This window comes from Streptomyces zinciresistens K42, assembly GCF_000225525.1.
GTDB lineage: Bacteria > Actinomycetota > Actinomycetes > Streptomycetales > Streptomycetaceae > Streptomyces > Streptomyces zinciresistens.
Genome location: NZ_AGBF01000199.1, coordinates 1 through 12,287, shown reverse-complemented (window position 1 = coordinate 12,287; position 12,287 = coordinate 1). Strand labels below are relative to the sequence as shown.

Sequence of the window (12,287 nt, the reverse complement as noted above, 5' to 3'; positions counted from 1 at the left end):
GGGATCGGCCGCGGCGGCCCGCCCGCGCCTTCGCGGCAGACCCGGGCGCACGCGGGACCGCCGAGCCCGGCCCGAGGCGGGGCCGTCCGTCCCGGGCCCCGGCCCGCACGCCGTGTGCCACCGCCTCACTCGCCTCACTCGCACCTCACCCACGTACCCGCTCCTCAGGCACTTGCATCTCCGGCGATCGAACAAGGACGGTCACGTGCGGTCGTACGAGATCGTTCCCGGTGCCGTCGCCGAATATCCCGGCCGCGGCCGCACCGGGCACGACCCGTACGTCACGCGGTACGACAGGCAGCGGGAAGTCCGCCGCGCACGGCCCCGGTTGCGGCGGCGGCCGTCCGGCGTCCCCGTCCGGCGGGTGAGCGGACAGCCGCCGAAACACCCCATCGTGTGGAAGTACGCCGGCTCCCGCCACCTCACCGGAGACGAGGAGCGGCAGCCCCCGGCGGCGCGCGGGCAGGGGCTGCCGGGTCGCCCCGGGGACGTGACCGTGGTGAATCCGCTCACGCCGGGCGAGCCCGTCCGGCGGAACGGGTACGGGCGGCCCCGCAGTTGAGAAATCCACCCTGTCCATCCGGCTGCACCGCCCGCCGCTTGCGGAGTACCCTTCCTTGATCGTTGGGACGGGAAGGGTTCGGGGGAGCGGAAGGCGGTGCGCGGGTGGGCTCGGGAGGGCGGGAGCTGCCCCCTGGTGACGAGGGTCACGAGGGGGGCTCCACAGAGGTCCCACCCGGCACGGTGTCCCTGGCCAGGCCGATGGAGACCACGTCCATCGGCCCGGAGCTGGACTGGGATCCCGAAGCCTGGCGTGAGGTGCGCACCCGCGCGCAGCGGGCCGGCCGGGCCTACATCTGGCTGAATCTGGTCGAGCAGCGGCTGCGCGCCGTCGTGGCCGCCGTGCTGCGCCCCGTCTACGAGCCCGTCCACGGCGACGACTGGACGGTCGCGGCGGCCGGTCCCGCCGGGCAGGAGTGGGTGCAGCGCGCGGTCGCCGTACGGGAAGTCAGCCGCCGCAAGGGGTACTTGCTCGACCCGGCCGACGACAACGTCCTCAGCTTCCTGACGCTGCCGCAGCTGCGCGAGCTGATGGTGCAGCACTGGCCGTGCTTCGAGCCGTACATCGACGACCGCCGGGACGTCGAACTCGCCCTGGACGAGCTGGAGGTGACCCGCAACGTCGTCTCGCGCAACCGGGCCCTGTCCGAGGCCGTCCTCAACCAGGCGGAGCGGGCCTCGGCGCGCCTGCTGGAGATCCTCGGCTCGGGCGCCGACGTGCCCTCCGCGCGCAGGCTGCCGACGGACGCCGTCGAGGACCTGGTCGGCGACCGGTACGCCGACGTCGTCGGGGTGCACCCGGACCGGGTGCGGCTGCTGCGGCAGTTCCCGGCGGAGGACATCTTCGGCGGCGCCCGCCGGCTCGACGCCATCGGCATCGGCCTCAACCTGCTCGTGCAGAACTTCTCCGGGCGGCGCCTGGTGCGCCTCGCCGAGTCCGGCTGCCGGGTGCGGCTGCTGTTCCTCAACCCGGCGTCCGGCGCGGTCAAGCGCCGCGAACGCGAACTCGGCATCAAGCGCGGCGAACTGAGCCGCGCGGTCGAGATGAACATCCTGCACATGCGGCGGGTGCGGTCCCGGCTGCGGGACCCGGACGCCTTCGAGATCCAGGTCTTCGACGAGACGCCCCGCTTCACCGCCTACCTCGTGGACGGTGACGGCGCCGACGGCGTCGCCGTGGTGCAGAGCTACCTGCGGCGCACCCGGGGCCTGGAGGCGCCGGTCCTGGTGCTGCGCAACGGCGGCCGGGTGCTCAAGTCGGACGAGATCGAGGAAAGCGGGCTCTTCCCGACCTATCGCGAGGAGTTCGAGGTGATGTGGGCGGATTCACGCCCGGTGTCCTGAGTGTCCGACCGGGTAAGCGGAACGTGCTCCTCTGATTGTCAGTGGCCCATGGGAAGGTGGAGACCACTGGGGGACGCACCACAAGAAGGGGGACCGCCCATGGGCTGGCACCGTGAGCTGCTGATCGGCTTCGACCTGGAGACGACGGGTACCGATCCGCGCGAGGCGCGCATCGTCACCGCGGCCGTCATCGAGGTCAGGGACGGGCGGCCCGCCGGGCACAAGGAGTGGCTGGCGGATCCGGGAGTGGAGATCCCGGCGGACGCGGTCGCCGTCCACGGCATCAGCAACGAGCGCGCGGCGGCCGAGGGCCGCCCGGCCGACCAGGTGGCCGACGCCGTCGCGGACGTCCTCACGGGGTACTGGAAGACGGGCGCACCGGTCGTCGCCTACAACGCCACGTTCGATCTGAGCCTGCTCTCCGCCGAACTGCGCCGCTACGGCCTGCCGTCGCTGAGCGACCGGCTGGGCGGCGCGCCGCCGGCCCCGGTCGTCGACCCGTACACCATCGACCGCTGGGCCGACCGCTACCGCCGCGGCAAGCGCAACCTCGAAGCGGTCTGCCGGGAGTACGGCATCGCGCTGGACGCCGCGCACGACGCCTCAGCCGACGCCCTCGCCGCGGCCCGCCTCGCCTGCGCGATAGCCGCCCGCCACCCCAAGGTCGCGGCTCTCGGCCCGGCGGAACTGCACCGCCGCCAGATCGAGTGGTACGCCGAGTGGGCGGCGGACTTCCAGGACTTCCTGCGCCGCAAGGGCGATGCCGCGGCGGTGGTCGACCCGACCTGGCCGCTGCGGGAACCGGTCGCGGAGCGCGTGGCGGGCGAGACGGTCTGAACGCGGGGCGCGCCGCGGCGCGCGGACGCCGGCTCGCGTCGCGAGGCACGGCCGGACGGGCCGCGCGCGGGTGCCCCGGACGCACCGGGAGCCGACCGGCCGGGACCCGCCGGCGTACGGGCCGGGGCGGCCCGCCGCAGGGGGCGCCCCTGTGCCGGGGCGGGGGCGGGGGTGTCCTGACGGCTCCGGCTCAGAACGGATACCAGCGCACGGTCTCGTCCCCCTCCCGCAGGGACGCCACCCGCCGTTCGAACTCCGCCAGGGCCTTCGGGTCGGCCGGGGCGTGCTGGGCGACCCAGGCGCAGGACGCCGTCTCGCGGGCGCCGCGCAGGACCGGGCAGCCCGCCCAGTCGCGCACGTCCCAGCCGTAGGTGCCGACGAAGGAGTCGTACGCCGCGGCCGGGAGTCCGTACCGGTCCCGGGACAGCGCCATCACCACGAGATCGTGCTCGCGCAGGTCGAAGGAGAAGGTCTCCAGATCGATCAGGACCGGCCGGCCGTCCGTCCCCACCCGCACATTGCGGGGCAGCGCGTCCCCGTGGATCGGCCCCGGCGGCAGCTGCGGGGTCAACGCCGCCGCGGCGACGGCGAATCCGTCGCGCCGCTCGCGCAGGAACTCGGCGTCCGCCGGGTCGATCGCGTCCCCCGCCAGCCGCAGCCAGCGCTCCACCCCGCCCAGCAGCTCACGCCGGGGCAGGGTGAAGGAGGGCGCGGGCAGGGCGTGCACCCTCCGCAGCAGCTCGGCCAGATCCCGGGGCTCGGCGGCCCGGGGCCCGTCCGGCAGCCGGTGCCAGAGCGTCACCGGGTGGCCCCGCACCAGCCGTGCCGCCGGATCGGCCGCCCGCACCGCCGGCACGCCCGCCTCCTCCAGCCAGCCGGCGACGTCCAGTTCGCGCTGGGCGCGGTCCAGGAGACCGGCGTCCCGGCCCACCTTGACCACCAGGTCGCCGCAGGCCAGCACCGCGTTCTCGCCCAGGGCGAGCAGCCGGGCCTCCGGCGCCCCGGCGGGCAGCACCTCCGCCGCGGCCAGCACGCCCCGCGCCAGTGCCTCGTCCATCGCCCGCCTCCGTGTGCTCGTACGCCTGCGCGAAGGGCGCGGCACCCCCCTCGTTCCCGCCCAGTCTCCCATTCCCACAGGTCGGACAGCGTGCGCGCGCCCTTGACGGGGTACGGCGTCAGCGGGAACAGATCACCGTGATCAGGGTGAACGAGGCGTAGAACTCTCCTTCGGAGAGGTCGGAGAACCAGCGACGGCCTCGCTGCTGGTCGATGTAGTTCTCGTTGATGGCCTCTAGCATGTTGCGGCCCAGTCCCAGCGTGTGGTCCGCGTCTTGGAAATCCCGGAAGACAGGAGTGGTCGTCGCCACGGTCTTGACGAGAAATCCGGCTTTGTCCGCGAGGCGGGCGAGACTGCGCCCGATGGTGGCATTTCGGACGACGTGGTCTGTGGTGTAGCGGGTGAAGGCTCGGCTGGTGTCGAGATCTTCTGAATCGATCACCAGGGTGTCCCAGTCAGGCTCAACCAGCCCGATCACGGCTCCCGGCCGGGTGACATGACGCAGTTGCGCAAGGGCATCGGCGGGATCGGCGACGTGCATGAGGACCCGGTCGATCTTGGCTCGGTCCACCGACCCCGCGGCGACAGGCAAGGCGTGGACATCGCCCTCTCGGATCTCCACCACTGACAGTTCGACGGTGCGGTCCCGGGCCCTGGCTAGCATGGCAGGGTCCCGGTCGATCCCGATCACCTTGCCGTCCTTGCCGACTCGCTCGGCCAGTGCCGGAAGATCTGTCCCCGGGCCGCATCCCGCATCAAGTGCCGTCTGGCCGGGCGCAATGTCCAGCAGATCGATCAGCTGCTGTTTGTAAGCGCGGCCGGCGTCGCCCGCGGCAGCGCGCAACATGTAAGAAGCCTGGTCTGGCCGGGTGACACCAAGTGACGTCGACATGCCCGCCAGTCAACCATGTTGATCAGCCTTTGCAGCGCCAACTGACATGCTCAGCAGCCGAGTTGAGAAATCAGATGCCGCGTGGGCGTCCGGTCAGCCGATCTGTCCCTCGCCACCGTTCACATGGGCGCCCCCGATGCGGACGGCAGTAGAGGCATCGACGCCTCATTCTCTGAACCTCATCTCGATCTTGATCGGGCTCGCGAAATGCGCTGTCGCTCGACTCGGAGCCGAGCGACGACCGGCTCGTCCCGACAACAGGTGCCGCCGGGGTGCCCGAGGTTCGCGGAACCGAACCGGTGGGAGTAAGGGGCAGCTCAGGGGGCGGCCGCACGCGTGGCGCAACCTGCCGTCTCCCGCGTCAACCAGCGGAGGCGGTCCGCCATCGGGCGGTGATGCAGCCCTCTTCCATGTGCCACCACTCCTTGTCCACACCGTGTCTGAGGAGCCGTTGCACCTTGGCGAGATCGGCGGCCGGAGGGACGTCCAGGGCGACCATGCGGAACCGTTCTATCCCCTCGCCGCCGACACCGAGTTCGTGAAAGGCATTGAGCACGCTCTGCCGTGCGGCTCCAGAGCCGCCGTCACGGAGCACGATGAGGCGGATGGTGCAGTTGTCAGAACGCCGAACCACGTCGCCGGCCCATCGGATGCCCTCCTCGTCGGGCTCGGTGGCCACAAGGTCCCCGCACGCGATGCCTCGAACGAACCACGGGATGTTGTCAAGCCGCGCGGTGCCGTCACCCTGGTCGACGGCCCACAGGCTCTCGACCGATGCCGGGGGCCAGTTGTCCCCGATCTCAAGTCGGAAGTGCACCTTCACGTACGGGCCTTCGGGGTTCGTCACGGAACGCAGGATGCACGATCCCGCCCCGCCGGTCGCAGGCGGGTGACTCATGACGTCCACTCGGAGTTGGACACAGGGCGGCTTGTGCGTCAGCCGACGACTGCCGCGACGGCGGGCGCGTCGACCGGCCAGGCGCGCGCGTGCCTTGCCGCGCCCCCGCCGGCCTCAGCCGGCTGCCACGCCGTCGGCCAGAGCGAACGGGAGCGGCAGCCTGGTCCCGGCCCGCTGCCGGCGGTGAGCCGCTGTGCCGAGGCCGGCCGGGAAATCCGTTTGAACCCCGCGCTCCCGCGCGTCTAGCGTGCGTTCCGTGGCAGCGAACAACGCGATCTTCTCCTCCGGTCACGGCCGGGGCTGTGCGCATTCCCAGCGGAAGCGCCGTGGCCCCGGAGCCCTGACCGGTCCGGGGAGCCACGCCCGCTGACGTCCCGCGGGATTCTCCGCTTCCTTCTCCCGTCTTCCGGTCAGGGCCTTCGTCTGCCCTTTTCCCCTCCTCGGAAGACAAGGACCGCAGGCCATGGCCCGCCCCACCCGCGCTTCCCGCGCGCTCTCCCAGAACTTCCTCACCGACCGCACGGCCGCCGCCCGGCTCGCCCGGCTCGCGGCGCCACCCGGCGTCCCCGTCCCGCTGCTGCTCGAAGTCGGCGCCGGAAAGGGCGCGTTGACCGACCTCCTCGCACCGCGCTGCGGACGGCTCCTCGCCTACGAGATCGACCCCCGGCTCGTCCCCGCCCTGCGCGCACGCTTCTCCCGGACCGGCCAAGTCCGCGTCCTGGGCCAGGACTTCCTCGCGGCGCGGCCCCCGCGCATCCCGTTCTCGGTCGCCGGGAACGTGCCGTTCTCCCGCACCGCCGACATCGTCGACTGGTGCCTGCGGGCCCCCGCCCTCACCGACGCCACGCTCCTGACCCAGCTGGAGTACGCCCGCAAGCGCACCGGGGACTACGGCACCTGGACCCGGCTGACGGTGCTGACCTGGCCCCGCCACGAGTGGCGGCTCGCCGGCCGTGTCGCGCGGCACAGCTTCCGCCCGGTGCCGCGGGTGGACGCCGGGATCGTCCGTATCGAGCGGCGTGCCTCCCCGCTGCTGGAGCCCGGCGCCCTGCCGGGCTGGTGGGACATGGTGGAGCTGGGGTTCTCCGGGGTGGGCGGCTCGCTGCACGCGTCGCTGCGGCGGGCCCACCGCGGGCGGCGGGTGGACGCGGCGTTCCGGGCGGCGCGCCTGGGCCGCGGTGTCCTGGTCGGCCAGGTCCCGCCGGGGGCGTGGCTGCGGCTGCACGAGGTGCTGGCTCCGTGAAACGTGGTTGCACGAGACGTATCGTCTCGACTAGAGTCGTCTGCATGACCGGCCCCGCACACCTCGCCATGTTCTCCATCGCCGCCCACGGCCATGTGAACCCCAGCCTCGAAGTCATCAGGGAACTCGTGGCACGCGGGCACCGGGTCACCTACGCCGTCCCGCCCGCCCTCGCCGGGAAGGTCGCCGCCGCCGGCGCCGAACCGAGGCCGTGGCACTCCACCCTGCCCGGCCCCGACGCCGACCCCGAGGCGTGGGGGAGCACCCTGCTGGACAACGTCGAGCCGTTCCTCGACGACGCGATCCAGGCCCTCCCGCAGCTCCTCGCGGCGTACGAGGGCGACGAGCCGGACCTCGTCCTGCACGACATCACCTCGTACCCGGCCCGCGTCCTCGCCCACCGCTGGAAAGTGCCCGCGATCTCCCTGTCGCCGAACCTGGTCGCCTGGGAGGGCTACGAGGAGGAGGTCGCCGAGCCCCTGTGGGCGGAGCCCAGGAAGACCGCGCGCGGGCAGGCGTACTACCGGCGCTTCCAGTCCTGGCTGACGGAGAACGGCGTCGACATGCACCCCGATCCGTTCGCCGGGCGCCCCGACCGCTCGCTCGTCCTGATCCCGCGGGCCCTCCAGCCCCACGCGGACCGGGTGGACGAGACGGTGTACACCTTCGTGGGCGCCTGCCAGGGCGACCGCGGCGACGAGGGCGGCTGGCGGCGGCCCGCCGGCGCCGACAAGGTCGTACTCGTCTCGCTCGGGTCCGCCTTCACCAAGCGGCCCGCGTTCTACCGCGCGTGCGTGGAGGCGTTCGGCGGGCTGCCGGGCTGGCACCTGGTGCTCCAGATCGGCGGCCACGTCGACCCGGCGGAGCTGGGGGAGGTCCCGGACGGCGTCGAGGTGCGCACCTGGGTGCCCCAGCTCGCGATCCTGAGGCAGGCCGACCTGTTCGTCACCCACGCCGGAGCGGGTGGCAGCCAGGAGGGGCTGGCCACGGCCACCCCGATGATCGCCGTACCGCAGGCCGTCGACCAGTTCGGCAACGCCGACGTCCTCCAGGCGCTCGGCGTCGCGCGGCACGTCCCGACCGAGCAGGCCACACCCGAGGTCCTGCGCGCCGCCGCGCTCGCCCTCGTGGCGGACCCGGAGGTCGCCGCGCGCCTGAAGGAGATCCAGGCGCGGATGGCCCAGGAAGGCGGCACCCGGCGGGCCGCCGACCTGATCGAGGCCGAACTCGCCGCCGTACGGCGCACGCGGTAGAGCCGTGGCCGGGAAGGCCGACCCGCGCTCCCGTGACTCTTCCCGGCCGCGGCACCGGAGCGGGCACGGGCGGGGCCCTGCCGGCTCGCGGGGAGCGGGCCGGGCCGCCGCACGGAGCGGTCCGGCGTCGGGCGGCACGTGCGCGTCACGGCCGACCCGGCGGGCCGCCGCGCGTCACGGCCTCGGGCGCTTGTCCTGCCGCCCGGTGAGGCCCCCGGGCGCGGGCACGTCCCCTCGGCCCCCGGCCCCGCCCCACCGGGGAGGAGAGCCGCCCCTCGCACCTGTCCCGGCGGGCCGGGGGCGGCGCCGGGGAAGAGGATCAAGGGGGAGAGCTTGTGCTTCCCGCAGACCGGTAAGTAACTTACGGGTTCGGCCGTCGTGCCCACCCCCACGGGGCACGACGGCCGCCCTTAAGGTGGCCGGATGACGACGTATGCGGCACTGCTGCGCGGAATCAACGTGGGCGGCGGCAGGAAAGTCCCGATGGCCGAGCTGCGCACCCTGATGACCGGCCTCGGCCTCGACGGCGTACGCACCTACCTCCAGAGCGGCCAGGCCGTGTTCGGCACGGACCGCGGCGACGAGGAGTCGCTGGCCGCCGAGCTCACCGCCGCGCTCGCCGGGCGCTTCGGCTTCGACGTCGACGTCCTCGTGCGCGACCACGCCTACCTCAGCGCCGTCGCCGAGCAATGCCCCTTCCCCGCGGCCGAGTTGGAAGGCAAGCAGCTCCATGTCACGTACTTCTCCGGGCCCGTCGGGGCCGAGCGGTTCGCCGAGATCGACGAAGCGGCCTTCCTGCCGGAGGAGTTCCGGCTCGGCGACCGGGCGCTGTACCTGTACGCCCCGAACGGCCTCGGACGCTCCAAGCTCGCCGAGTACCTCTCGCGGCCCCGGCTCAACCGGGGTGTGATCGCCACCAGCCGCAACTGGAACACCGTCGTCAGACTCGTGGAGATGACCGGTGAGTGAGCGGGACCCGGCGATACGCGCCGCGATCGCGGGCGAACGGAGACTGCTGGCCCCCGAGGTCCGCCGCTCGCCCGCACTCCTCGGCGCCCTGCTGCACCCCGGCTTCCACGAGTTCGGCGCCTCCGGCCGGTACTGGGACCGGGCGTCGGTCCTGAGCCGCCTGCCCGCGGACACCGGTCCGGCGGCCACCCCCACCGCCACCTCGGAGATCCGAGGCGTCCGACTGGCGCCCGACGTCGTCCATCTCACCTATGACACCGTGTGCGACGGCCGTCGCGCGCACCGCAGTTCGCTGTGGCTGCTGACGCCGGACGGCTGGCAGATGTACTTCCACCAGGGGACCCCGTTCCCCGCAGAGGAGGAGTGAGCGTGCGCTACGTCGTCATCGGGGCCGGAGCCGTCGGCGGGACCATCGGGGGGCGGCTCGCCGGAGCGGGGCAGGAGGTCGTCCTCGTCGCCCGCGGGGCGCACCACGCGGCGCTGCGCGACCACGGCCTGCGGCTGAGGGTGCCGGAGGGCGAACTGACGTACCGGCTGCCCGTCGTGGACGGTCCGGACGCCCTCGGTGCACTCCGCGCCGACGACGTCCTCCTCCTCGCCGTCAAGACGCAGGACAGCCTGGACGCGCTGCGCGCCTGGGGCCCCGCCCCGGTCGCGGGCGGCGGTACGGCCGCCGAACGGCTGCCCCTGGTCTGCGCGCAGAACGGCGTAGAGAGCCAGCGCCTGGCCCTGCGCCACTTCCGCCGGGTCCTCGGCGTCTGCGTCTGGCTGCCCTCGACGTACGTCGAGCCCGGCGTCGTCTCCGCCGCGGGCAGCCCCCTCACCGGCATCCTCCACCTCGGCCGCCATCCGCACGGCACCGGCGAGACGGCCCGCCGGATCGCCGCCGACCTGGAGAAGGCGCACTTCGAGGCCCCCGTCGTGCCGGACGTCGCACGCTGGCAGTACGCCAAGCTGCTGGCCAACCTGGGCAACGCCCTGGAGGCGCTCTGCGGTCCCGTCGCCGACGAGCGGGCCGCCGCGTTCTTCGGCCGGGTGCGGGCCGAGGGCGCGGCCGTGCTGGACGCCGCGGGCATCGCGTACGCGAGCGCCGAGGAGCAGCGGGCCGTGCGCGGCGACAAGGTCACCCTCGTCCCCCTCGACGGCGTCCCGCGCGGCGGAGGCTCCTCCTGGCAGTCCCTGGTCCGCGGCACCGGCACCATCGAGGCCGACTACCTCAACGGCGAGATCGTCCTGCTGGGCCGGCTGCACGGAGTCCCGGCCCCGCTCAACGAACTCCTCCGGCGCCTCGCCGACTCCTACGCCCGCGAACGGCGGGCGGCGGGCTCACTGCCGCTGGACGACCTGCTGGCGCTGGAGCGGGAGGCGGTCGCACGGGCCTGACCGGCGCGCCCCGTGCTCAGGCGCCCAGCGCCGTCAGCGCGGGCACGCCCGCCGCGTCGTAGCGCCGCAGCACGAGGCGGGCGACCTCCGGAGCCGCCCCGAGGACACCGGCCAGCACGTCCGCGCCGGACGCGCCCCGCGCGATGCGGTCCGGCAGGAAGCCCGGGGCCAGGACGTACGGCGCCACGGCCACCCGCGCGCAGCCCAGGGCGCGCAGTTCCCGCACGGCGTCCTCGGTGCGGGGCAGGGACGCGGAGGCGAACGCGGGCCGCACGGCGCACCATCCGGTGTGCCGCCACTCCCGCGCGATGTCTGCGATCACCGCGATCGCCTCCGGGTCGGTGGACCCCGCCGAGGCCAGCACGACCCCGGTCGAGGACTTGTCGGCGGGCGTCAGCCCCGCCTCGTACAGCCGCCGCTCCAGGGCCGCCAGCAGCAGCGGCGAGGGGCCCAGCACCTCGGCCTGGCGGATGCGCAGCCGGTGCGGGGCGTCCCGCAGCACCGCGGGGATGTCGGCCTTCGCGTGGAAGGCGCGGGTCAGGAGCAGCGGCTGCGCCACCACGTCCCGCACGCCCTCGGCGGCCAGCGACTCCAGCACCCCTTGCACGGAGGGAATGGTGAAGTCCAGGAAGCCGGTCTCCACCCGCAGCCCCGGGCGCAGCGCCCGCACCGCGCGGACGAGGGCGTGCACGGTCGCGGCATGGCGCGGGTCGCGGCTGCCGTGGGCGATGACGAGGAGGACGGGCGGTGCGGACATGGCTTCAGCTCCTTGCCAGCAGACCGCGGCCGCGCAGCACCCACCGCTCCAGCGGGCTGAAGATCAGCAGGTCGATGGCGATGCCGACGATCAGGATGAGCAGGATGGCGAGGAAGACCATGGACAGGGAACTGGTGTTGCGGCCGTTCTCCAGCAACTGGCCGAGTCCCACGCCGAGATCGGGGGAGGAGGCGATGATCTCCGCGGCCATCAGCGAGCGCCAGGAGAACGCCCAGCCCTGCTTCAGGCCCGCGAGGTAGCCGGGCAGGGCCGCGGGCATCACGATGTGCCAGGTGCCCTTCAGCCCGGTCGCGCCCAGGGTGCGGCCGGCCCGCAGGAACAGCGGCGGCACCTGGTCGACGCCCGAGACCAGGCCGTTGGCGATGGAGGGGACCGCGCCCAGCAGGATCACCGCGAACATCATCCGGTCGTTCAGGCCGAGCCAGATCACGGCCGGCGGCACCCAGGCCACCGACGGCAGCGACTGCAGGCCGGAGAGGATCGGGCCGAGCGCGGCACGCACGAACCGCACCCGCGAGACCAGCAGTCCCAGCGGGGTGCCGATAGCGAGGGCCAGCAGGAAGCCGAGCAGTCCGCGCGAGACGGACGTCCAGATGTAGTCGAAGAGCGTGCCCTGGAGCCAGGCCGTGCGGACCTCGCCCCAGACGTCGGACGGCGCGGGGAGCTTGGCCGGGTCGTCGGCGATGCCCGACGACACCAGGAACTGCCAGAGCGCCAGCACCAGTACGACGGCGACGACCGGCGGCAGCACCTTCCGCACCAGGGTGGTGCGCAGCGGCGTACGGCTCGTGCCGACGCTCTCCAGGGCGTCAAGGCCCGCTTCGAGTCCGGCGAGATCGCCGCCGTCCCGGGCTGCGGTCGTCTCAGTGCCGGCCATGGCGGCGGATCTCCCTGCGCAGTTCTTCGGTGATCTCCCGGGACAGTTCGGCGACGTCGGTGTCCTCGATGCGGCGGGGCTGGGGGATGTCGATGGTCCATTGGCGGGCGATGCGGCCGGGGCGGGAGGAGAGCAGGACGACGCGCTGGGCGAGGCGTACGGCTTCGCGGACGTTGTGGGTGACGAAGAGGACGG

Annotated in this window: 12 protein-coding genes and 1 pseudogene; 7 read left to right on the top strand and 6 right to left on the bottom strand. The window is 73.6% G+C overall.

Annotated elements, in window-relative coordinates; translation table 11 throughout:
* Positions 1-666 precede the first annotated feature (666 nt).
* Together SZN_RS30955 and SZN_RS30950 are read left to right on the top strand one after the other, a co-directional pair.
* A complete protein-coding gene (locus SZN_RS30955) occupies positions 667-1,905 on the top strand; it encodes an SAV2148 family HEPN domain-containing protein (protein ID WP_043734057.1) in 1,239 nt (412 codons plus the stop codon).
* Positions 1,906-2,004: 99 nt separating this feature from the next.
* Entirely contained in the window at positions 2,005-2,742 is a 738-nt protein-coding gene (locus tag SZN_RS30950) for a 3'-5' exonuclease (RefSeq protein ID WP_007502778.1), read from the top strand.
* Between the two features lie 190 nt (positions 2,743-2,932).
* Here the strand turns inward: SZN_RS30950 and SZN_RS30945 are convergent, their stop codons facing one another.
* The 3 genes from SZN_RS30945 to SZN_RS30935 all read right to left on the bottom strand — a co-directional run bounded on the left by SZN_RS30945 (position 2,933) and on the right by SZN_RS30935 (position 5,538).
* Complete coding sequence (locus tag SZN_RS30945) at positions 2,933-3,799, bottom strand: phosphotransferase enzyme family protein (RefSeq protein WP_007502776.1); 867 nt, start codon at positions 3,797-3,799, stop codon at positions 2,933-2,935.
* A gap of 118 nt (positions 3,800-3,917) precedes the next feature.
* Positions 3,918-4,646, bottom strand: coding sequence for a methyltransferase domain-containing protein (locus tag SZN_RS30940; RefSeq protein WP_007502774.1), 729 nt, complete (start codon positions 4,644-4,646; stop codon positions 3,918-3,920).
* Positions 4,647-5,052: 406 nt separating this feature from the next.
* Positions 5,053-5,538, bottom strand: a complete 486-nt coding sequence (locus SZN_RS30935; RefSeq protein WP_043734059.1) for a DUF4265 domain-containing protein — start codon at positions 5,536-5,538, stop codon at positions 5,053-5,055.
* 514 nt (positions 5,539-6,052) lie between these two features.
* Here SZN_RS30935 and erm point away from each other — a divergent pair.
* From erm to SZN_RS30910, 5 genes are all read left to right on the top strand, one after another.
* On the top strand, positions 6,053-6,832 hold the full coding sequence (gene erm, locus SZN_RS30930; protein ID WP_007502768.1) for an ErmE/ErmH/ErmO/ErmR family 23S rRNA (adenine(2058)-N(6))-methyltransferase: 780 nt from the start codon (positions 6,053-6,055) through the stop codon (positions 6,830-6,832).
* 44 nt (positions 6,833-6,876) lie between these two features.
* On the top strand, positions 6,877-8,085 hold the full coding sequence (mgt, locus tag SZN_RS30925; protein ID WP_007502767.1) for a macrolide-inactivating glycosyltransferase: 1,209 nt from the start codon (positions 6,877-6,879) through the stop codon (positions 8,083-8,085).
* Positions 8,086-8,508: 423 nt separating this feature from the next.
* The gene (locus tag SZN_RS30920; protein ID WP_007502766.1) at positions 8,509-9,054 is read left to right on the top strand and encodes a DUF1697 domain-containing protein; all 546 of its coding nucleotides are present in this window, start codon (positions 8,509-8,511) and stop codon (positions 9,052-9,054) included.
* Positions 9,047-9,421: a nuclear transport factor 2 family protein gene (locus SZN_RS30915; RefSeq protein WP_007502765.1), complete on the top strand. Its 375-nt coding sequence runs from the start codon at positions 9,047-9,049 to the stop codon at positions 9,419-9,421. The genes SZN_RS30920 and SZN_RS30915 overlap by 8 nt, the downstream gene beginning before the upstream one ends.
* Before the next feature lie 2 nt (positions 9,422-9,423).
* Entirely contained in the window at positions 9,424-10,437 is a 1,014-nt protein-coding gene (locus SZN_RS30910) for a ketopantoate reductase family protein (protein ID WP_043734053.1), read from the top strand.
* A 16-nt stretch (positions 10,438-10,453) separates the two neighbouring features.
* On the opposite strand, the gene SZN_RS30905 is transcribed toward SZN_RS30910, so the two are convergent.
* From SZN_RS30905 to SZN_RS30895, 3 genes and pseudogenes are all read right to left on the bottom strand, one after another.
* Positions 10,454-11,194 (bottom strand): sirohydrochlorin chelatase, encoded by a 741-nt coding sequence (locus tag SZN_RS30905; protein WP_007502763.1) that lies wholly within the window; start codon positions 11,192-11,194, stop codon positions 10,454-10,456.
* Positions 11,195-11,198: 4 nt separating this feature from the next.
* Positions 11,199-12,092, bottom strand: a complete 894-nt coding sequence (locus tag SZN_RS30900; protein WP_007502762.1) for an ABC transporter permease — start codon at positions 12,090-12,092, stop codon at positions 11,199-11,201.
* Positions 12,079-12,287 (bottom strand): annotated as a pseudogene (locus SZN_RS30895) (ABC transporter ATP-binding protein); the annotation flags it as partial. The pseudogene SZN_RS30895 and the gene SZN_RS30900, both read right to left, overlap by 14 nt.